Annotated in this window: 14 protein-coding genes; 4 read left to right on the forward strand and 10 right to left on the reverse strand. The window is 67.2% G+C overall.

The window, feature by feature from the left end; genetic code table 11:
* Positions 1 to 45 precede the first annotated feature (45 nt).
* From IPJ87_10480 to IPJ87_10515, 8 genes are all read right to left on the reverse strand, one after another.
* A complete protein-coding gene (locus IPJ87_10480) occupies positions 46 to 963 on the reverse strand; it encodes a MerR family transcriptional regulator (GenBank protein ID MBK7942279.1) in 918 nt (305 codons plus the stop codon).
* Positions 964 to 1,097: 134 nt separating this feature from the next.
* On the reverse strand, positions 1,098 to 4,202 hold the full coding sequence (locus tag IPJ87_10485) for a DUF4397 domain-containing protein (protein ID MBK7942280.1): 3,105 nt from the start codon (positions 4,200 to 4,202) through the stop codon (positions 1,098 to 1,100).
* 141 nt (positions 4,203 to 4,343) lie between these two features.
* Positions 4,344 to 7,103, reverse strand: a complete 2,760-nt coding sequence (locus IPJ87_10490) for a CotH kinase family protein (GenBank protein MBK7942281.1) — start codon at positions 7,101 to 7,103, stop codon at positions 4,344 to 4,346.
* Positions 7,104 to 7,315: 212 nt separating this feature from the next.
* A complete protein-coding gene (locus IPJ87_10495; protein ID MBK7942282.1) occupies positions 7,316 to 9,259 on the reverse strand; it encodes a S9 family peptidase in 1,944 nt (647 codons plus the stop codon).
* A 113-nt stretch (positions 9,260 to 9,372) separates the two neighbouring features.
* On the reverse strand, positions 9,373 to 10,782 hold the full coding sequence (locus IPJ87_10500; GenBank protein ID MBK7942283.1) for a glycosyltransferase family 39 protein: 1,410 nt from the start codon (positions 10,780 to 10,782) through the stop codon (positions 9,373 to 9,375).
* Positions 10,779 to 11,213 carry a GNAT family N-acetyltransferase gene (locus IPJ87_10505; GenBank protein ID MBK7942284.1) on the reverse strand — a complete coding sequence of 145 codons (435 nt, stop codon included), beginning with the start codon at positions 11,211 to 11,213 and terminating at the stop codon, positions 10,779 to 10,781. The genes IPJ87_10500 and IPJ87_10505 overlap by 4 nt, the downstream gene beginning before the upstream one ends.
* 23 nt (positions 11,214 to 11,236) lie before the next feature.
* Entirely contained in the window at positions 11,237 to 11,881 is a 645-nt protein-coding gene (locus IPJ87_10510) for a hypothetical protein (protein MBK7942285.1), read from the reverse strand.
* Between the two features lie 13 nt (positions 11,882 to 11,894).
* On the reverse strand, positions 11,895 to 13,025 hold the full coding sequence (locus IPJ87_10515) for a M42 family metallopeptidase (GenBank protein MBK7942286.1): 1,131 nt from the start codon (positions 13,023 to 13,025) through the stop codon (positions 11,895 to 11,897).
* 113 nt (positions 13,026 to 13,138) lie between these two features.
* Between IPJ87_10515 and IPJ87_10520 the strand changes: the two genes are divergently transcribed.
* Positions 13,139 to 15,157, forward strand: a complete 2,019-nt coding sequence (locus IPJ87_10520) for an OmpA family protein (protein ID MBK7942287.1) — start codon at positions 13,139 to 13,141, stop codon at positions 15,155 to 15,157.
* Here the strand turns inward: IPJ87_10520 and IPJ87_10525 are convergent.
* Complete coding sequence (locus IPJ87_10525) at positions 15,151 to 18,213, reverse strand: PKD domain-containing protein (protein MBK7942288.1); 3,063 nt, start codon at positions 18,211 to 18,213, stop codon at positions 15,151 to 15,153. The two genes, IPJ87_10520 and IPJ87_10525, sit on opposite strands and share 7 nt — an antisense overlap.
* A 17-nt stretch (positions 18,214 to 18,230) precedes the next feature.
* On the opposite strand from IPJ87_10525, the gene mnmD reads away from it, so the two are divergent.
* The 3 genes from mnmD to IPJ87_10540 are packed head-to-tail and all read left to right on the forward strand — an operon-like array spanning position 18,231 to position 20,572.
* Complete coding sequence (mnmD, locus tag IPJ87_10530) at positions 18,231 to 18,920, forward strand: tRNA (5-methylaminomethyl-2-thiouridine)(34)-methyltransferase MnmD (GenBank protein MBK7942289.1); 690 nt, start codon at positions 18,231 to 18,233, stop codon at positions 18,918 to 18,920.
* Between the two features lie 3 nt (positions 18,921 to 18,923).
* Positions 18,924 to 19,391 carry an NUDIX domain-containing protein gene (locus IPJ87_10535; protein MBK7942290.1) on the forward strand — a complete coding sequence of 156 codons (468 nt, stop codon included), beginning with the start codon at positions 18,924 to 18,926 and terminating at the stop codon, positions 19,389 to 19,391.
* 35 nt (positions 19,392 to 19,426) lie between these two features.
* Positions 19,427 to 20,572, forward strand: a complete 1,146-nt coding sequence (locus IPJ87_10540) for a hypothetical protein (GenBank protein ID MBK7942291.1) — start codon at positions 19,427 to 19,429, stop codon at positions 20,570 to 20,572.
* A 1-nt stretch (position 20,573) separates the two neighbouring features.
* Here IPJ87_10540 and IPJ87_10545 read toward each other — a convergent pair whose 3' ends face one another.
* Positions 20,574 to 21,149: a hypothetical protein gene (locus IPJ87_10545; protein ID MBK7942292.1), complete on the reverse strand. Its 576-nt coding sequence runs from the start codon at positions 21,147 to 21,149 to the stop codon at positions 20,574 to 20,576.
* Between the last annotated feature and the right edge of the window lie 25 nt (positions 21,150 to 21,174).

Raw genomic sequence — 21,174 nt, forward strand, 5'->3', positions numbered from 1 at the left:
ACCCCGGCGCAGCCCGAAGGGTATTCTTGAGATAGGTTCTAGGGATCAGGCCGAGGGGGCGTCCAACCGGGCGAGCAGGTCGCGTACATGGCGGAACGCATGCACGCCGGCCGGCCATTCCACCTCTCCCACGCGCCCCACCTGCGAACCGCAGAACCAGATGGAGGTGCGGTCCATCGGCAGCAGGTTCGTCAGCCCTTTGGCGTACAACGGGAGCTGCTCGGCCGTCGGGAAGGCGGTGATGAAACTGATGTAGCGCAGCGGACCACCGGTGAGGGCTGCCAGTTGGGCCAGGTCGTCCATCGGCACGCTCTGCCCCAGGTAGACGGTGGGCTTCCCGGACGCGCGCAGCAGGTAAAGCACGTAGAGCAGGCCCAGCTCGTGGATCTCGTTATCGGGGAGGTAGAGCACGGTGAGCGGCCCCTGGCCGATGGAGGGTGGCGGTAGTGCGTCCACCTCGGCACAGAGCTTCTGCCGCACCAGATTGCTCACGAAATGCTCGTGGCTCGGACAGATCGAATTGGTCTGCCACAGCATGCCGATGTGCTCCAGTAGAGGAAGGAAAAGCCGCTCCACCAGAGCCCGGAACCCTTCCTTGGCCCGGAAGCGTGCGCAGGTGCCATCGAAGAGGGCCTCATCAAAGGAGAGCATGGCCATCTTCAGGGTGTTGAGCGCACCGTCCAGGTCCTTCTGAACGGCGCTCATGTCGCGCACCAACTGCTCGCGCTCGATGAGGCTCAACTTGGCGATGCTGGAGATCTTCTTGCCATGCTGATTGAGGTAGGCGACGTTCAGCAGGGCTTTCAGTTCCTCCAGGCCGTAGGTGCGGATGTTGGTGTCCGTCCGTTCCGGACGGAGCAGGCCGTAGCGCTTCTCCCAGATGCGGATGGTGTGCGCCTTGACGCCGGAGAACTCCTCCAGGTCGCGGATCTGGAAACGCCACTGATAGGGGCTGGCGGACATGGGCGCGGGCGAAACTAGCTGTTCAGCGGGCATGGCGGGATATTGAACAACACAACCGGGGCGAAGAGGTTCGGTCCGGGAACGAAAAAGCCCCTGCCGATCGGCAGGGGCTTCCCGTTCTGGACCGGCGGGGTTCAGCGGGCAATGCTCACGGGCAGGGCGACGCTGTTGTCCTGGCTGCGCAGACGAAGCACGTATGTGCCGGCGGCGAGGTCTGCGGTGGCGAGCGTGACGCGATCGTTGCCGCGTACCAGGGCGCTATTGCCGAGGGCACGCACGATGCGGCCGCTGCCATCCAGCAGTTCGGCCTCCAGGCTGCGTTCGCCCAAGGCGGGCACCTGGATGTTCAGCAGGTCGTTGGCGGGGTTCGGCCACAGCATCGTGCCGGCCAGCACACCCGCGTTCTCGTTCACGCCGGTGAAGATGGGCAGATCGACAAGTGGGCCACCAGCGGCCTGGGCCACCCAAAGGCCGAAGGCCGGGCCATTGCTGTTCTGCGCAGGGTTCAGGAACCCACTGGCCAGCACGGTGATCGCATCACCCTGCAGGCCAAGGGTGGCCAACGGGGCCTGGTAGCTCACCACCGGGGTTCCCCCTGCGGTGATCTCCAGCACGTAATCGTTGGTCGGCGGCTCCAGGTAGTTGCTGAACTCGCCGTAGGACAGGCCATTGATGAGCGTGGCCCCGCCGAGCACGGCGGTCTCGTTCACGTTCACCGTGGGCGCGTCCGTGCTGCCATGGAACACCAGGATGTCGGTGTTGCCGGCGCCCGAGGTGGCCGTTTCGCGGCCTGGTGTGTACACGTAGATGTCGAACGGTGTGGCGGGGGTGTAGCCCGTGGTGCTGATGATGCCGTTGGCCACCAGGATGTAGGTCGCGCCTTCCTCCAGGGAGTAGCCGAAGTTGGCGAGGGCGTCGCTCGGGTCATTGCTGTTGGCCGGGGCGATGCCGACGTTCAGGTCCACGCCGGCCTGCAGGTCCACGAAGGGGCTGGCGGTGCGGAAGTCGAAGTCGTCCAGCAGAGGCGCGTCGTTCAACCACACGTCCACGGTGGCGGCGGCGGCGTCGGCGCTGTTGTGGATCACCTGCACACGCGCGGTCGGGATGGGGGCCGCGGGCAGCTGCACCAATGCACCACCGGTGGGCAGGGCCACCCACAGACCGAAGGCCGGACCATTGCTGTTCTGCGCGGGGTCGAGGAAGCCGCTGGCCACCACGGTGAGGGCCAGGTTCTGCAGGGAGAGGGTCTGAAGCGGGGCGCTGAAGGCGGCCGCGATGGCGCTGTTGTCCGCGGTGCGCACCTGGATGGTGTAGTTGGCGGTGGGCAGGGCCAGGTAACCGGCGAAGGAACCGTAGGCCAGGTCGTTCACGGCCGTGGTCTCCAGCACGGCGCTCTCATACACGTCGACCACCGGCGCATCGGTGCTGCCGTGGAAGACCAGGATGTCGGTGTTGCCGGCCGTGGCCGCGGACTCACGGGCCGGAGCGAACGCGTTGAGCAAGAAGGCCGGCGAAGGGTTGTAGCCCGAGCCGCTGACGATGCCGTTGGCGATCAGCACATAGCGCTCGTCCTCGGTCAGCACGAAGGTGGCGCCGAGACCGGGGATGGTGTCCGCCGCACTGGTGCTGGTGCCGGGAGCGACACCCACCTGGAGGGCCACGCCTGCGGGCACATCCTCGAAGCCCCACGCGGTGCGGAAGCCGAAGTCATCGATCAGCAGGGCACCGTTCACATACACGTCCACCTCGGCGGCGGCAGCGTCAGCGCTGTTGTGGATCACCTGAAGGCGGGCGGTCGGGGCGGTGAAGACGGGCAGTTCCACCAGGGCACCCCCGGCGGGCAGCGCCGCCCAGAGGCCGAAGCCCGGGCCGTTGCTGTTCTGCGACGGATCCAGGAAGCCGCTGGCGACCACGGCCAGGGCGAGACCGTCAAGGCCCAGGGTCTGAAGCGGGGCGCTGTAGGCCACCAGCGTATTGGGGTCGCCGGCAGCGCGCACTTCCAGGACGTAGTCGTCCGTAGGCAGGTTCAAGTAACCGGCGAACTCACCATAGGCCAGGTTGCTCACGGCGTTGGCGCCCAGCACGGCGCTCTCGAAGACATCCACCGCAGGGGCGTCGGTGGTCCCGTGGAACACGAGCACGTTCGCGGTACCCGGAGCGCTCGTCTCCGTGCCGCCATTGGCGTAGAGCTGGAAGGCGGGCGCCGGGTTGTACCCCGAACCGCTCACGATGCCGTTGGCCACCAGGATGAAGGTGCCGCCGTCGGGCAGGTTGTAGGTGGCGCCCAGGCCGGGGATCGTGTCCGCCGCGCTGGTGCTGCCGCCCGGGGCGATGCCGATCTGCAGGTCCACGCCTGCGGGCACGGTGTTGTACCCCCAGGCCGTGCGGAAGGTGAAGTCGTCGATGAGCAGGGTTCCGTTCACGTACACGTCCACCTCGGCGGCGGCGGCATCAGCGCTGTTGTGGATCACCTGCAAACGGGCGGCCGGCGCGGTGTACACCGGCAGTTCCACGAGGGGGCCGGTGAAGGGGGGCGCAGCGAACAGACCGAAGGCCGGTCCACCGCTGTTCTGGGAGGGATCCAGGAAGCCGCTGGCCACCACGGCCAGGCTGAGGCCGTCGAGGCCCAGGGTCTGCAGCGGGGCGCTGTAGGCCACCAGGGTATTGGGGTCACCGGCGGCACGCACCTCCAACACGTAGTCGTCGGTGGGCAGGTTGAGGTAACCGGCGAACTCACCATAGGACAGGTTGCTCACGGCGTTCGCGCCAAGCACGGCGCTCTCGAACACGTCCACGGCGGGCGCGTCGGTGGCCCCGTGGAACACCAGCACACCCGTGTTGCCGGCGGTGGTGGTCTCCTCACCGCCATTGGCGTAGAGGTCGAAGGCCGGAGCCGGGTTGTAGCCCGAGCCGCTCACAATGCCGTTGGCCACCAGCACAAAGGTGCCGCCGTCCGGCAGATTGTAGGTGGCGCCTAGGCCGGGGATGGTGTCAGCGGCGCTGGTGCTGCCACCGCCGGCGATGCCGACCTGCAGGTTCACGCCGGCGGGCACGTCCTCGTAGCCCCACGCATTGCGGAAGGCGAAGTCATCGATGAGGAGGTTGCCGTTCACATACACATCAACGACGGATGCCGCGGCATCCGCACTGTTGTGGATCACCTGCAACCGCGCGAACTGCGCCGTTGCGGGGATCCCGGCCGCGAGAGCGGCTCCGATCAGGGTTGTTCTTGTAAGCATGACGATGGGTTTGGTCGTACGGGGAGAGGAACACGAAGGTCGGTCCTTTTGTTCATGGTTCAGGATAAATATCTGAACATTCCATGACATAAAGGGCGAGGCCCTCCGGTGGGAGGGCCTCGCAGCAAGCAGTGGAAGCGGTCAGCGCACCACGGTCACGTGGCCGAACAGCTCGTGGCGTTCCTTGGTGATGCCTTCGATCACGAAAGCCCGGTAGGCATAGACCCCGACGCCGATCTGGCCACCGCCACCGGTGCCATCCCAGGGCATGTTGGGGTCATTGCTCTGGAACATGAGCTGGCCCCAACGGTCGAAGATCTTGAGGTCGAAGGACTCCAGGTCGATCACGTTGCCCCATGGCTGCCACACGTCGTTGATGCCGTCGTTGTTGGGCGTGAACGAGTTGGGGATCCAGTACGCGTAGTCCTGCGGCTGTAGGTGGGCCACCACCGTATCGGGGCTGAAGAAGGTGATGCTCAGTTCCGGCAGGGTGGTGTCCGCCGGGCTCGGGTAGTTGTTCTTGATGCTCCAGTTGAGGAAGTCGTAGTAGAGCGCGGGCAGCACCTTGATGGGCTTGGCCACGCCCTCGGGCACCTGCACCACGGTGGGGAACGCATCGTAGACCACACCGTCGAACTCGATGCGGGCGCTGTTGCGCGGCTCCACGTCCAGCATCACGCTGTAGGCGATGGGCGGGATGAAGTGCGCCACGATGCGGTCCGTGGTGTCGGTGGTGAGGGTCACCAGGCTGTCGGTAAGGCTGGGCCAGATGGTGTCGTTCTGGATGGTCCAATGGCTGAAGGCCCATCCGGGTTCCGGGATCGGCGCCAGCGTGGTGGTGATGCCGCCGTAGTAGGTTCCTGTGAAGGGATAGGTGGGCAGCACCTGCGAGTTCACTTGGATGCCGCCGCTCAGGGGCGGGTCCACATCGAACTGCACGTCGTACGGTCCGCTCAGGTCATAGCAGTCGATGAGGCCGTCCTGAATGGTGACGCAGCGGGTCTCGATGAAATCCCGAAGCACCTGCACATTGTTCTGCCAGTCGGCCATGCTTCCGCCCCAGCGGGCGATCTGCCCGGGCATCTCCGGGGTGATGGCGCCCACCAAACTGTCGAGGAAAGGGAGCATGAAGTCGCAGCTGAAGAGCGTGTTGCCCAGGTCGATGTAGCGGTTCACGTAATAGTCGTGCACCATGGGGTTCTCCTGGATCAGCTTTTCGATGATCTCCGTGTGGCCCTGTCCACCGGGATCGGGCAGGTCCTCCACCGTGCACGGGTCGGCGTTCGGGCTCTGGTCCGGGATGCCGGTGAAGTTGGTGTAGTGGCCGAAGGTGGCGTCCATGTCCCACAGGATGTAACCCCACTTCTTGTGGTCGCCGTTGGGGTCCAGTCCGCGCCACCAGCCCGTGTTCCAGTTCAGCCAGTCGGCGCAGACGGTGTAGCTGTTCAGGGTGAAGTAATCCACCAGGCTCTTCCAGTTGAAAAGGCTGTCCACGTAGGCGAATGCCGTGGGGTCGCCCATGTTGTTGGTGGCGATGAAGTTCCGCATGGCGTCCCAGTCGGTCTGAGCCTGGGCGCCGCCGTATTCGCTCCACGTGCCGCCCCAGGTCTTGATGAACTGGATGTCGTACTCGCCTTGGTCGTAGTAATAGCGGGTGAAGTCCGAGTCGTCGACCTTCTCCCGCAGGTCATACACCCCCCAGTACTGGCCGTTGATGTACACCACGCAGGGTTCATAGCTGCGTTCGTCCACGCGCAGGTTGCCCACCTGGCTGAGGGCCTGCACGTAGGCATCGCGGATGTGTGTCGGCTGGCCTGGGCCGAACTCGTAGTTGTCGCCTGCGGCCGCCTTGACGATCAGGCGCTGGAACGAATCGCGGTCCTTGGTGCGGAAGATCGGATAGTGGATGGCGTCGTTGTAACCGTACTGGTCGCGCGTCACCCAGTCGAAGCCACGCTGATCGTAAGCCCAACTATCCTGACCGTGCTCGTCGCAGGTGCCCACGGCCTCATCGCGCAGCACGCCGTTCGGGCCGAAGTACTCCAGAGAGGAGACGGGCTCGAGGCCACCGTTGCCCAGCAACAGATCATCCACCTCATCCCCCGCCACGCTCAGGATGGCCACCGTGTGGGTGACGCCGATGAAATAGGTGTTGGTCTCAATGAAGCTTGGGGGCACGCCCGGGGTAGCGCTGAAGCAGGCGGCGCGCACCACGGTGGTGGTGGCGATGTTCAGCGGGGCCGCATACGCAGTACTGGTGGCCGTGGGCGTGGTGCCATCCAGTGTGTAGCGGATGGTGGCCCCGGACGGTGAGCTCAGGGCAACGCTCTGCGCACCACCATACACACCGGCGGGCAGGCTGAACTGAGGCTTGGACTCGTAGTCGGCGGAGGCCCCGGCATTGGCAGCGTTGGGTGTGGGGGTCTGGAAGAGCGACCAGGTGGCGGCGCCATCGGTGGTGCGACCGCGGCTGTGGTTCTCCTTGGATCGGGTCGAGAGCTGGAAGTCATCCATGACGTTGCCGCCCGGATCGGCCAATAGGATCGTCTCGTTGGTGCCCTGGCTGAGCTTGAAGTTGGTGTGGAAGATCAACGGCAGCGTGAACATGTCCCGGCTCGAACAGAACACCATCAGCCGGCCGTTCGCCGGCACTTGCGTGCCCACCGGGAAGGCCCACTTGGTGGGGTTGTTCGGGTTGTCACTGAGGTGCCAGCCGCTGATGTCCACAGCAGCGGCGGTGGTGTTGTACAGCTCCACCCAATCCTCGAACTCGCCGTTGTTGTCGGCGAAGTTGGATAGGTTGCTGGCGCTCACCTCGTTCAGCACCACTTGGGCCTTGCCGAGGAACGGGAGGGCGCAGAGCAGGGCGACGACGAGCGGACGGGACGGCTTCAGGGCCATGGGGTGGGGTCAGGGACGACCAAGTTAAGCGAACGTTATTGCGTGGAACATCCTGAGCGGCATAAGGTTCGGGGCATTCCGGGAGGGCTGCCGCATGCCTCCGTGAGGCATGACGCAACTTAGGGGTAACGCGACGCCCGAGGCGCGAAAAAAAACCGCCCCGGCCACCAGCGAACTGGCGCGGCCGGGGCGGCGCGTTCCGATCGGTCGCCCTACCCCTTCACGGGCGTGGGCTTGGTCCCGATGTGCTGCTCGAGGAACTTCTCCATGGCGCCGTAGAACTCGAAGCGGTTCTCCTCGTTGCGGAAGCCGTGGCCCTCGTTGTCCTTCACCATGTACTGCACCTCCACCCCGCGGGCCTTCAAGGCCTCCACCACCTGGTCGCTCTCGGCCTTGTTCACGCGCGGGTCCGTGGCACCCTGGGCGATGAAGAGCGGGCACTTGATGCGGTCCACGAAGAACACCGGGCTGGCGTCCCGCAACAGCAGGCTGTCCGCCTTGGGATCGCCGACCATCTCGTACATCATCTTCTTGAACGGCTCCCAGTAGGGCGGCACCGTGTTCATGAAGGTGAACATGTTGCTCACCCCCACATAGTCCACCGCGCAGGCGTACAGGTCGGGGGTGTAGGTGATGCCGGCCAGGGTGGCGTAACCACCGTAGCTGCCGCCGTAGATGGCGATGCGGGTGCTGTCGGCGATGCCCTGGTCCTTGAGCCATTCCACCCCGTCGGTGATGTCGTTCTGCATGGTCTTGCCCCACTGCTTGAAGCTCTTCTCCCAGAAGGCGCGGCCATAGCCGGTGCTTCCGCGGAAGTTCATCTGCAGCACGGCGTAGCCGCGGTTGGCCAGCATCTGCACCTCGGGGTTGAAGCCCCAGTCATCGCGGGCCCAGGGGCCGCCGTGCGGGTTGATCACCACAGGCAGGCCCTTCGCCTCGCGCCCCACCGGCAGGGTGAGGTATCCGTGCACGGTGAGGCCGTCGCGGGTGGTGTAGCTGATGGGCTTCATCTCGGCCATCTGGTCCTCATCGATCCAGGGGCGCTGCTCGGCCATCAGCTCCAGCTTGTCCGCCGCGGCGTCATAGAAGTAGTAGCGGCCCGGCTGGCGATCGCTGCCGGCCCACACCATGAACTTGGTCTCGTCGTCGTTCTCGCCATAGATCCAGTGGTCGTAGCCCTCGAACTTGGGGGCCAGCTTGTCGTACAGCGCCTGGGTCTGCGGATCGAGGATGCGGCGCTCCTCCTTCCACCCGGTCCAGGTCACCATGGTCAGCACCTTGCGCTTGTCGCTGTAGTTCAGGCTGGACACGTCGAAGTCCTTCTCCTCGTGGATGAGGCGCGTCTCCTTCTTGTTGGCCAGGTCCCACTCCACCACGGCGGTCTTGTCGCGACCGTTGAGGTTGTGGCTCACGTACAGGTTGGCATTGTCGAAGGTGAAGAAGAGCGGGTTCCAGCTGTCCTTGAAGCCTGTGCGCATGTGCTCGGTGAAGGGCTCCTTGTCCGTGGCCCGGTAGTACACCACCTGATCGGTGCCGTCGGTCTTGGTGGCCATGCGGATCACGCCGTTGTGGTCGGTGATCCAGCCCTCGAAGTTCTCCTTGCTGTTGTCGTACAGGGGCTTGAGCTCCCCGGTGGCGATGTCGCACTGGTAGGGATCGAAGACCTGCGGGTTGCGCTGGTTCATCTGCAGCATCACCTTGGTCTCCATGCCGGGCACGTTGTGCAGCCGGTCGAGGGTGCCGGCCCGCACGCCCTTCTCGGGGGTCAGAGCCTTGACGTCGGTGCCGTCGATGCTGGCGCTGAACACGATGAAGTTCTCATCACCGTTCACGTCGCGGCTGTACACCAAGCGGTCGCCCTTCCAGAAGTAGCCGCCGATATCGCGCACCGTGTCGTGGGTCACCTGCGTGGCCACACTGTCGCCGATGCGCTGCACGAAGAGGTTCATGCGGTTCTTCCAGGGGGCGCGGTAGCTGAAGTGGCTTCCGTCGGGGCTGATCTGGAATCCGGCCTTCTCGGGGTTCTTGAAGAAGAGCTTCGTGTCGATCACAGGCGGCGGTTGCACCGCGGCGCTGGAAGCGGCTGGTGGCTGGGCGTCGCCACAGGCGGCCAGCACCACGCCCATCAGCAGGCCGGCAGGAAGGAGGTTGCGCATCATCGGGGGTTTTGGTGGGGAGCAAAGGTCTCCGCCCATGCCCCTCGTCCGCTCCGCGATCCATGGAACGTTGTCCGCAGGGATGGACCGTTGGCCGGTCGGATGAACGGTGGTCAGCGCCGGTAACGCAGCACGTGGACACCCCGGTCGGCTTCCACGGCATCAGGCTCGCCCAATCGCTCGTTCAGCGCACGCTCCACCGACCGATCCGGGTCCACCAGCCGGGTGCCGGCGTCCACCAGCACCAAGGTGTCCGCCGTGAAGACCACAGCGGGCGGGTGCATGGGATCGTCCACCGGGTGGATGCCGCGGGCGGCCAGGGCATCGGTCCACGGGCCGGTGTGAGCGAACAGCGTGGGGTCCACCTGCCAGGCATAGGTGTGCGCGTACCAGCCGGGGATCAGCAGCACGGGGGCGCGGCCCTTGCCCATGGCCTGCGCCACGGCCACCACGCGTTCGGGCCGGCCTTCGGGACCACGGCCAGGCTCGAAACTGAGGGCCATGCCGCTGACGCCGACGGCCGCCAGCGCCCAGCCCACCTGGCGCCAGGGCAAGGCGTTCAGCAGGGCGTGGGCCACCAGCAGGCACCAGCCCGGCGCCGCGAACAGCAGATAGCGGTCCAGGAACACCGGCACGCGCTGGCTCAGCACGAAGAGGCCCAGCAGCGGAAGCATCGCCCAAAGCAGTCCCACGATCCACAGCGCCCCGCGCCCTTCGCGCCGCGCGGCCGCCGCCGCGATCGCCGCCAGGAAGAGCAGCACCAGCACCGGCGCGTTGCTCCACCGCCACAGCATGTTGTACAGCTCCTCGGGCGGTGGCACGGTGAGCCAGGTGCCCTGCCCCACCGACCGGCTGAAGCGATCGAACAGCACCGCCGCATAGGGGATATAGGCCAGCACGGCCGCGCCTGCGGCCAGGACCATGGTGCGCCGTGCCGACCGCAGGTCGGGAACGAACAGGACCAGCACGGCCTGCACGCCCAGCATCAACCAGCCGAAGAAATGGGTGTACACCATGGCCACATTGAGCAGGGCCAGCACGGGCAGGGCGGCGCGTGGATGTTCGGGAGCGGCCCGGGCCACGCGCACCAGCTGCCATACGCCTGTCACGGCCAGCAACTGGAAGAGCGGGTAGGCCCGCACCTCGTGGGCGAAGCCTTGCTGATAGCTGCTGCAGATGAAGAGGAGCACGGCGGCGAAACCCGTGAGCCGTCCGCCGAGGGCACGACCGATGAGGTAGAGCGGCCAGGCGGTGAGGCCAGAGGCCAGGACACTGGGCATGCGCAACCAGGCCACATCGCCGTCCGCCAGCGGCAGGATGGCCTTCACCAACAGGAAATGGAGCGGCGGGTTGTTCTCGTGCCTCAACTGGGCGAACAGCTCGGCCAGCGGCCGATGCGCCCAGTACACGGTGAAGGGCTCGTCGTGCGCCAGCCCCACCAGGCCCACGAAGAGGCTGCGCACCACGAGGGCCAGCGCCACCAGCGCGGCGATCACCAGGGCGTCGGTGGGCAGCCGCTTCATGGTGCGCGGTGCATCAGGTGGTGCGGACCGATGCCGGGCAGTTCGAAGGCCTCCCCGTGCACGGTGAACGCGAGCCGGGTGTAGAAGCCGCTGGCGCTGGTCCGCGCGTTGCACCAGAGCAGGTCGCCACCGGCGGCTCGCACGGTGTTCAGCGCTTCGGCCACCAGCAGGGCGCCCACCCCCAGCCCGCGCCGGTCGGGGTGCACGGCCATGCCGCGCAGGCGGAACGGCCTCGTCGCGGGGAGCTGTGCACAGGCCTCGGCATGCACCGAGGCGATGCCCACGAGCGCATCATCGGCCCAGGCGCCCAGGTGGAAGGTGCCTGCGTCGTCGTCGTGGGGGAAGGCACAAGCCTCCATCGGCAGGCCCTGCCGCAGCACCGACCGGCGCAGGGGCCAGGTGGCGCGTGCCGGGATCCGGGTGAGGCGCATGCGTGCAAAATAGGGCGGGTTCCCTACCGGGCGAGCCCCACCCCCATCCGGTCATTGAGCACCTCGGCCGCCAGCGCCGCCCGCGTACTGTCGATTGTCACCACACCGGTGACCGGCGCACGGGCCAGTTCCGATCCGCCCAGGCCCAGCCGCACCGCATCGGAGCGGAGGACCACACGCACGGTGTCCCGCTCATCGGTGGTGCAGGTGGCGGTCCCGGGCAGGGCGATGCCACCGGGCAGGGCGATGCGGGTGCACATGCGCCAGGTGCCCGTGCTCGGATCGGGCGTGGCGGTGTGTGGCGGCAGGGCGAGCGCTGAGACCAGCGCCAGCAGCAGCGTGGCCACGCCGATCACGCGACCGATGGTCACCCAGGCCGGAATGCGGAACGCGGATGCGATCACCGCGGCAAGCGTCCCGGACAACAAGGCGTAGCCCACCGCTGCGGCCAGGCGCAGGGGCAGGGCTGGCGCTGCATCGACCACCGAATACGGATCGGCCAGCAAGTAGCCCGCCCGCCACGGCAGCAGGAAGGCCGCGCCCGGATGCCCGTCCAGCAGCAGCCGCCCGATCCACCAGTAGGCCAGCCGGGCACCGCCCACCAGGCCCACGCCCAGCAGGGTGAAGTGCAGCGCCGAACGCGTGTTCTCGTCCAGCGAGGGCTTCATCTGCGCAGTGCGGTCAGCGGATGTAGCGCAGGTCGTGGTCGTTGCGCAACGCGCGCAGGCTGGCGTGGATCAGCTTGATCACGGCCTCCACGTCGTTGCGGTGCACGCTTTCCACCGTGGTGTGCATGTAGCGCAGGGGCAGGCTGATGAGCGCGCTGGGCACGCCGGCGGCGCCGTATGCGAAGGCGTCCGTGTCGGTGCCCGTGGCGCGGCTGGCGGCCAGGCGCTGGAAGGGGATCCTGCTGCGCGTGGCGGTATCCACGATCAGCTTCAGCAGGTTGTTGTGCACGGCAGGCGCGTAGCTCAGCACGGGCCCTTGCCCGCAGGCGATGTCGCCGTTCTGCACCTTGTTCATCAGCGGCGTCTGCGTGTCGTGCGTCACGTCGGTCACGATGGCCACGTGGGGGCGGATGCGCTCCACGATCATCTCGGCACCGCGCAGGCCCACCTCTTCCTGGACGCTGTTGGTGATGTAGAGCCCGAAAGGCAGCCGCTTGCGCTCGGCGTGCAGCAGGCGGGCCACTTCGGCGATCATGAAACCGCCGATGCGGTTGTCCAGCGCGCGGCCCACGAAGTGGCGCCCGTTCAGCACCATGAACTCGTCCTCGTAGGTGATCACACAGCCCACGTGCACGCCGAGCTTCTCCACCTCCTCCTTGCTGCTGCAGCCGCAGTCCAGGAAGATGTTGTCCAGCGCGGGCACGGGGTCGTTCTTGCCGTTGCGCACGTGGATGGCGGGCCAGCCGAACACGGCCTTCACGATGCCCTTCTCGGTGTGGATGTTCACCCGCTTGCTGGGCGCGATGAGGTGGTCGCTGCCGCCGTTGCGCTTCACGTAGATGAAGCCCTCCTTCGTGATGTAGTGGACGAACCAGCTGATCTCGTCGGCATGGGCCTCGATCACCACCTTGAACTTCGCGTCGGGGTTCACCACGCCCACGGCGGTGCCATAGGCATCGGTGAAGTGGTCGTCCACATAGGGGCGGAGGTAGTCGAGCCAGAGGCGCTGGCCGCTGCTCTCGAAGCCCGTGGGGCTGGCGTTGTTGAGGTAGGTCTCCAGGAACTCCATCGACGCGGGCCCGAGGATGCTGGCGGGTCGGGAGGGACGCGAAGGACGGGAGGGGCGTGTGGTCCGCTTGGCCATGGGTGGTGAACGGCCGCAGCTGGCGCGGCGGGGCGAAAGTAGCCGCACGCTTGTTGGTAGAACTTCGGCCGTCGACCTTCGTATGAACAGCGCTTCGGCGAAAACCATCGGCCATGTGCAAGCGGACCCCCACCCTTCTGCTGCTGACGCTCATCACCGTCATGGTGCGAGCACAGGGCAACATCCCCTTCGACCGTGACCACATCGCGGACAAGGTGGCGCTGGACAATGCGCTGCGGGCCATGCACCAGGCGGACAAGCTGGCCGAGACCGGCGGTGCGGCTTATGCGCAGGCCCTGCCCTTGTACCTGCAGGCCCACGCCGTGAACCCGGACAACGCCGACCTGAACGTGCGCATCGGGCTCTGCCACCTGAACGGGGAGCAGCGGCCTGAGGCGGTCGAGTGGTTCCTGCGGGCGGCGGCGCTCGATCCGGCCATGCCGCGCGTGCACTTCCTCTGCGGTTATGCCTTGCAGCTCAATGGCCGATGGGACGAGGCCATCGCGGAATACGAGGACCACAAGGTGCGCACGGCGCGCAACCCCGACCCTGAGCCGGCCTACAACCAGGCCGACAAGCACCTGGCCGAATGCCGCAACGGCAAGGCGCTCACCGCGGCACCCGCGCACGTGCGGGTGTCCAACATGGGGTCGCGCATCAACAGTCCGGAGAGCGACTACGGCGTGCTGCTGACGGCCGATGGGGGCACGCTCTTCTATACCTCCCGACGGGCGAACAGCACCGGAGGCAAGGTGAACAAGGCCACCAACGAATACTTCGAGGACGTGTACGTGAGCACGCGCGGCGATCAGGGCTGGAGCGATCCCGCGCCGCTGCCCGAGCCGGTGAACACGGCCATCAACGACGCCTCCGTGGGCCTCTTCAACGACGGCCGCACCATGCTGATCTACCGCGATGTGAAGGGCACGGGCGACCTGTTCGAGACGAAGCGGACGGGAAAGGCGTGGAGCGATCCGCGACCGCTGGGCCCGAACGTGAACACCCGCTACCACGAGAGCAGCGCGTGGTACAGCTTCGACCGGCAATGGCTCTACTTCGTGAGCGACCGCCCGGAGGAGGGCCTCGGCGCGCAGGACATCTACCGAAGCAAGTGGGACGCCGCGACGAAGGAGTGGGGACCGGCGGAGAACCTGGGTCCCACCATCAACACGCGCTTCGACGAGGACGGCATCTTCGTTCACCCCGACGGGCGCACGATCTACTTCAGCAGCAAGGGTCACAACAGCATGGGCGGCTACGACATCTTCCGCAGCACGCTGGAAGGCGGCCAGTGGTCGAAGCCGGTGAACCTCGGCTGGCCGGTGAACGGTGCGGACGACGACCTCTTCTTCGTGATGAACGCCAGCGGCAGCACGGGCTACTTCAGCTCTCTGCGCCCGGGCGGACTGGGTGAGGACGACATCTACGAGGTGGAGTTCCTGCCCGATCCGGCCGCGCAGGAGACGGCCACCGCCGCCGCGGCCGTGGATGCGGCACCGACGAACACGATGGCCACCGTGCTGGTGAAGGGGTGGGTGAAGGACCTGCGCGCGCTCAAGGGCCTGGAGGCCGACATCGACCTGCTGGACCTGGCGGATGCCAGCCTGGTGGCGCGCTTCCAGAGCGACCGCGAGACGGGCGAGTTCATGGCCACGGTGCCGGCGGGCCGCGCCTACGCCCTGCACGTGCGCGCCAACGGCTATCTCTTCCACAGCCAGCACATCGAGGTGGGCGCGGTAGGCACGGTGGAACTGGCCTTGGAGGTGGGCCTGAAGCCGCTGGAGGCGGGCGGCGTGGAAGTGATGCGCAACCTGTTCTTCGACCGCGACAAGGCCGACCTGCAGCCGGGCTCGCACGCGGAACTGGCGCAGCTGATGAAACTGATGACCGACAATCCGGGCCTGCGCCTGGAGGTGGGCGGCCACACCGACAGCGACGGCAGCGCTGAGCACAACCTGAAGCTCTCGCAGGCCCGGGCCCAGGCCGTGGTGGACCACCTTACGGCCCAGGGCGTCGCCGCCGACCGGCTGGAGGTGAAGGGCTACGGCCCCACGCAGCCGATGGCCCCGAACGACAGCGCTGCCAACAAGGCGCGCAACCGCCGCACGGAGATCCGCATCCTCGGTCAGTAGCCGCGCACGAGCTTCACGCCCACACCGCTGGCACCACGCAGGGTGTAGGTGCCCGCCGCGGCGTCACGCAGGTCCACGCGGAGCTCGCCACCGACCGGCGTCAGCAGACCGTCGCGCACCACGCGCCCCAGCCCGTCCAGCACCCACCATCGCTCGCCCGCCGGAGCGCCGAGCAGCGTGTACACCCCATCGCCATCGCTGCGCAACCGCAGTGCCGGGACAGGGCGGGTAGGCAGACCCACCGAGGCATCCACGCAGAAGGGTGTGCTCTCCTCCACGCCGAAGCTGGCGCCATCGGCGATGAAGCCCGTGAACGCGCCCGTCACCGTGTAGCTGCCGTTGCCCGCGTCGCAGCACATGCCGTCGCCGTACGCGTCGTGCATGATGAAGGTGTAGCAGCCGGTGTCGAGGCAGGCGAAGGCCGTGAGCGTGGCGGTGTTCAACAGGCCGTTGTACGGGCCGCCGGTGGCCACCACCACGCCATCGTCATCCACGATGCTCCAAGCGCTTTCGCCCGCGTACTGGTCGAACACCAGCTCCACCTCGATCTCCTCGGGTCGCACCTGCACGTCCACCGTGCGCGTCTCCGTATCGCTGCCGAAGGCGTTGCTCACCGTGAGGCTCACGCTGTAGGAGCCGCTCGCGGGATAGGTGACCGCGGGCGAGGCATCGGTGCTTGTGGACGGGTTTCCGCCGGGGAACTGCCAGTTCCAACCGGGTGCGGCCTCCAGCGCCAGGTCGTGGAAGGTGACCGCACCGCCGCCGCAGACCACATCGCTCTCCGTGCGAAAGCCCGCGACCGGCGGATCGCCGCTGGGGCTGTACACCGGCGTGCGCCACACGCCTCGGCCGTAGGTGGCCGCATAGAGCATCTGGCCGCTGCCATCGAGCTCCAGTTCCATCACCACCACGGCGGGAAGGCCCTGTGCAAAGGGTTGCCAGTTGCCGAGGGTGGCGTCGCGGTAGAAGACGCCCAGGTCGGTGCCCACGTACAGGCCGTCGTTGGACCCCGTCAGCACCACCGTGTTCACCGGCACGTTGGGCAGGTTGCCGCTGTGGTCGGACCAGGTGTCGCCACCGTCCACACTGCGGAACACCTTCACCCCATCGCGGAAGCCGGAGCAGGTCACCGTCACGCGATCGGCGTCGGTGGGGTCGATGGCGATGGCGGTGAGCGCCTGGGCCGGCAGGCCGGTGAGGATGTCCCAGGTGGTGCCGCCATCGTTGCTCCGGCGCAGGGCGCCATCGTTGCTGAAGTAGATGACGTCCGGATCGGTGGGGGCCACCGCGATGGCGCGCACCTTCCGTCCGGTGGTGATGTTGCTGATGTTCGTCCACGTATCGCCCAGGTCGTTGCTGCGCCAGAGGTTGTTGTAGCCGGCGTACAAGCGGCCGGGCACGCTGGGGTCCTGGATGTAGGGCGTCACCCAGGCGCCTTCCTCGGGGATGTCGAAGCTGACGCTGCCGAAGCTCTGGCCGCCATCGAACGTGCGGTAGATCGACCCGTACTGCGCACTGCAGAAGCGCATCTGGGGATCGTCCTTGTCCACCAGCCCTTCCATGCCGTCACCGCCCTGAACGTGGATCCAGGCCCCGATCTCCCACTGCATGCTGCCGTTGTCCTGCAGTCCGGCCATCACCAGCCCGGGCTGGAGGGCGGATACACCGATGCGGTAGACCTGCGACACCGCGAGTCCCGCGCTGAGGTCGAACCAATCGGCACCGCCGTTGGGGCTGCGGAAGAAGCCGCCGTCACTGCCGCAGTACAGCTGGCCGTTGGCGATCTGCAAATGATGGATGTCGGCGTGGGTGTAGCCCACGGTGCTGGGCCAGGTCCAGTGGCTCATGTTGGTCCACGTGGTGCCGCCGTTGGCGCTCTTCCACACGTTGATGCCACCGGCGTACAGGGTGCCCGCGTTCACGGGGTCGGCGGTGAGGGCCAGGTCGTACCAGGCCTGCCCCCCGCTGTCGTTGCCCGTCTCCGAATAGCCCATGAGGTTGGGCGTGGTGCTGCGCGTGGTGAAGGAGCTGCCGCCATCGGTGCTGCGGTACAAGCCCTGGAACCCACCATCGTCCTCACGCCCGGCCAGCAGGTACACCAGTTGTGGGTCGGCCGGGGTCACCGCCAGGGCCATGCGCACCACCAGCCCCGCCGCAGGCAGGCCGCTGGTGACCGTGGTGAAGGTGGACCCGCCATTGGTGCTGCGGTGGTACTGATCGCTGGTGGCATGCACCACGCCGGGGTCACCGGGCTTGAAGGCCACGTCGAAGAAGCTGCCCAACGCCACGCGCTGCCAGCTGGCGCCGGCGTCGGTGGTGCGGTAGAGGCCGCTGTTGGCCGCGCAGAACAGCACGTCCGGGTCGGTGGGATGCATCACCAACCGGCGTGTGGTGCGCACCTGATGCACGTCCCAGTCGAGCCCGGTGCTGTTCCAGGTGGCGCCACCATCGGTGCTCTTCAACACGCCCATCGCATAGGTGTCGCGCGAGTAGCCGTCGCCCGTGGCGATGTACAGGGTGTTGGCGTCCGTGGGATGCAGCGCGATGCCGGTGACGCCGAGGGTGGGCAGGTCCTGCCCCAGCGCGTTCCAGTTGACGCCGCCATCGGTGGTGCGCCACAGGCCGCCGGCCGGTGTGCCCACGTAGATGGTGTTGGGGTCGAGCGGCGACACGGCGGCGGTGTGCACGCGTCCGTTGCCGGGGTTGTAGCTCCACGAATCCCAGGCGGCGGGGCCGATCGGTTGCCAGCTCGCGCTCTTGGGGGTGGCCGCCACCGGCCTGCTCTTCAGTTGCCGCCAGGCGCGGGCATAGGCGCCGGGATCCGGACGTACGCCTTCTGGATACAGCCGCTGCGACCAGAACCACGCCTCGCGGGCGAAGACGTTGCGGCCCTTGCCGCGCTCCTGGGCGCGCCCGGCGAAGTGGTCGGCATGGGCCTGCTCCACCTGGTGCAGCGGCACGGCGGGGTCGTGGTACATCCGCACCCAGTCCTGCCCCACGGACAGCGTGGGCAGCATGGCGGCGAGGACGAGGAGTGCGGTAGGGTTCGTGCGCATGTGCCCAAATTTACCGCGTGAACGCCCCGCTCGACGACCGGTCCCTGTTGCAGGTGGTGCGCACAGCGGATGGATCCAACACGCTGCGCGCTCCGGCGATGGACGAGCCGTACCACAGCCTGCACGGTGCGCTGCAGGAATCGTGGCATGTGTTCATCGTGAACGGGCTGCGCGCGGTGGACCGGCAGGACGTGGACGTGCTGGAGGTGGGCCTGGGCACGGGCCTCAACATGCTGCTCACCTGGCTGCAGGTGGTGGAGGGCAAATGCCGCGTGCGCTACACGGCATTGGAGCCGCATCCGCTACCGCGGCCGCTGCTGCAGGCGGTGGACCATTGCGCGCAATGCGGTGTGCCCACCCTCACTGACGCGTGGCTCGATGCGATGACCGCTGCGCCCGGCGCCCTCACCGAAGGGCTGGGGGCCTTCCGCTTCACCTGGCGGCAGGCCGGGGTGGAAGCGCTCACCGACACCGCGGCCTTCGATGTGGTGTACTTCGATGCGTTCGCGCCGCGCAAGCAACCCGAGCTATGGACGGCGGAGGTGTTCACGCGGCTCTTCCGGGCGCTGCGCCCCGGGGGCGTGCTGGTGACCTACAGCGCCAAGGGCGAGGTGCGCCGCACCCTGGAGGGGGTCGGTTTCCGGGTGGAGAAGCTCACCGGCCCGCCCGGCAAACGGGAGATGCTGCGCGGCCACAAGCCCAACTGAACCATGCAGCGCTTCACGATCCGTGTTTATGGTCTGCTGGTGCATGACGGGCATGTGCTCGTGGCGGACGAGCTGATCCGCGGGCAGCGCATCACGAAGTTCCCCGGCGGCGGGTTGGAGTACGGTGAAGGCCTGAAGGACTGCCTGGTGCGCGAGGTGCGCGAGGAGCTGGGCGTGGAGGCCTTCGACGTGGAGCACTTCTACACCACCGACTTCTTCCAGCAAAGCGCCTTCCACAGCACGCCGATGCAGGTGGTGAGCGTGTACTACAGTTTCCGCATCGCCGAGCCGGGCGCCCTGCGGGTCGTGAGCGAGCCGTTCGCGGGCATCGGCGAGGGGGCCGACCAGGAGGTGTTCCGCTGGCTGCCGCTGGCCGGGGCACACGCCGGGGACATGAGCCTGCCGATCGACCGGGTGGTGCTGGACCAACTGCTCGTCACGTTGCACGGTGGTATCGGCCGCACCGAGTAGCTTCACCTCGGGCCGTCCCATCGGCCATGCGCACCATGCGTTCTCGTTCATTCCATGCCGTGCTGTTGCTCTCCGCTCTCGCGCCCTGCACCACGCTGGCCTTCGATGGCAACGGCAGTTTCGTTTCGCAGGGCCTCACCCGCAGCTTCGTGTACCATGCGCCGGGCGCCTCGGTGGCGCCGGGACGGCCGCTGCTGATCGCCCTGCATGGGACCGGTGGCACGGGCGCGGGCCTGAAGGCCGGCACCGACCTGGACGCTGCGGCGGACAACTACGACCTCACGGTGGTGTACCCCAACAGCACCACCATCGGCGGCGACCTGCAGTGGAACGTGTACGCCGACGACCAGCCGGGCCATGGCGGTGTGGGCGACCCCAACGCCACCGACGACGTGCAGTTCATCAGCGAGCTGATCGACTGGTTCTGCGATGCGCACGCCATCGACGCGACGCGCGTGTACGTCACCGGGCATTCCAACGGCGGCTTCATGGTCTACCAGCTGGCGCTGCACCTGGCCGACCGCATCGCAGCCTTCGCGCCGGTGGCCGGCAGCCTGTGGGGCGACAACACCTACCTGATGACCGCCTTCGGGGCCGGCTTCGTGCCGGTGCCGCTGTTCCATGTGCACGGCGACCCCGATCCGGTGGTGGAGTACCCGGACGCCGACCACGACCCCAGCACCTGGAACTGGCCCCTGAGCTCCTTCGGCAGCGCCACCTGCGGCGTGGACGCCTACCTCCCCTACCCCATCTCGCCCACGGTGGACCAGCTGGTGTTCTGCGACGGCAGTGTCGGGGAGCCGGTGAACCTGATCCGCATCCAGGGGGTGGGCCATGCCTGGCCGAACGACCCGGGGTTCAACACGGCGATGAGCATCGTGGGCTTCTGTTCGGTGCGGCAACTGGCCGGGGCGGCCTGCGCCACCAGCGTGCCGGAGGCGGAGGATCCGGCGGTGCTGCTGGTGCACCCGGTGCCGGCGCGCGATGCGCTCACCTTCCGCCATCCGCCGGCCGCCGGCGCCCTGCTCACCGTGCTCGACCTCACCGGCCGCGTGCTGCTGCAGGAGCGCTCCTCCGGGGCGACCGTGCTGCCGCTGCCCGGCCTGCGCGCAGGGCAGTACGTGCTGCTGGTGCGCGACGGGAACAGGCCCGAGCTGCGCATCCCCTTCACCGTGGGCTGACCTACGCCCCGATGCGCCGCTGTACGAAGGCACTCACCTTCTCGTAGAGGTCCTCCGGCTCGAAGGTGCGCCAGTCCACCTGATCGAGCGCACCGCCCAGCAGGAAGTACTGGTCGATGTTGGCCGCCTTCAGGTCATCGCGCACATGCTCCCTGAAGTTGAGCAGTGCGATCCAGCCATCGCGGTCGCTCACCTCCTCGAACCACTCCTCGTAGTAGCTCTCGTCGCTGGCGTGGAAGTTGAGCACGTTCTCGCCGATGAGGATGAAGCGCCCGATGCCCTGGTCCATCAGGGGCTCCACGATGTCGCGCTTGAGGAACATGACGTCGTTGCCCAGCAGGTCGTTCCATTCGCCGATGAGCTCCAGCACGGCCCAGCCCGCGTCGTAGTCGGCGAACAGCACCTTGAGGTACAGGGTGGACGAGCCGAACTCGTCCCACTGCGGATGGATGGCATGGTCGTACACCGCATGGGTGAACTCGAACTCGCTGTGCTCGCGGCCGAAGAAGGGCGAACGCTCGTCCTCCTCGCTGATGTAGCGGTGGCGCCAGTTCCAGAAGGGCTCCAACGTGTGCACGGCGGGGCGAAAATAGCGCGGCGTC

This window comes from Flavobacteriales bacterium (assembly GCA_016713875.1).
Taxonomy (GTDB): Bacteria; Bacteroidota; Bacteroidia; order Flavobacteriales_F; family PHOS-HE28; genus PHOS-HE28.

What these genes read in the sequence shown, in the direction of transcription:
- IPJ87_10490 (MBK7942281.1), bottom strand. Translation starts at nt 7,103, where the DNA reads ATGGCCCTGAAGCCGTCCCGTCCGCTCGTCGTCGCCCTGCTCTGCGCC.
- IPJ87_10515 (MBK7942286.1), bottom strand. Translation starts at nt 13,025, where the DNA reads ATGGCCAAGCGGACCACACGCCCCTCCCGTCCTTCGCGTCCCTCCCGA.
- IPJ87_10540 (MBK7942291.1), top strand. Translation starts at nt 19,427, where the DNA reads ATGCGTTCTCGTTCATTCCATGCCGTGCTGTTGCTCTCCGCTCTCGCG.
- IPJ87_10500 (MBK7942283.1), bottom strand. Translation starts at nt 10,782, where the DNA reads ATGAAGCGGCTGCCCACCGACGCCCTGGTGATCGCCGCGCTGGTGGCG.
- IPJ87_10520 (MBK7942287.1), top strand. Translation starts at nt 13,139, where the DNA reads ATGTGCAAGCGGACCCCCACCCTTCTGCTGCTGACGCTCATCACCGTC.
- IPJ87_10485 (MBK7942280.1), bottom strand. Translation starts at nt 4,202, where the DNA reads ATGCTTACAAGAACAACCCTGATCGGAGCCGCTCTCGCGGCCGGGATC.
- IPJ87_10480 (MBK7942279.1), bottom strand. Translation starts at nt 963, where the DNA reads ATGTCCGCCAGCCCCTATCAGTGGCGTTTCCAGATCCGCGACCTGGAG.
- IPJ87_10495 (MBK7942282.1), bottom strand. Translation starts at nt 9,259, where the DNA reads ATGCGCAACCTCCTTCCTGCCGGCCTGCTGATGGGCGTGGTGCTGGCC.
- IPJ87_10510 (MBK7942285.1), bottom strand. Translation starts at nt 11,881, where the DNA reads ATGAAGCCCTCGCTGGACGAGAACACGCGTTCGGCGCTGCACTTCACC.
- IPJ87_10535 (MBK7942290.1), top strand. Translation starts at nt 18,924, where the DNA reads ATGCAGCGCTTCACGATCCGTGTTTATGGTCTGCTGGTGCATGACGGG.
- IPJ87_10505 (MBK7942284.1), bottom strand. Translation starts at nt 11,213, where the DNA reads ATGCGCCTCACCCGGATCCCGGCACGCGCCACCTGGCCCCTGCGCCGG.
- IPJ87_10525 (MBK7942288.1), bottom strand. Translation starts at nt 18,213, where the DNA reads ATGCGCACGAACCCTACCGCACTCCTCGTCCTCGCCGCCATGCTGCCC.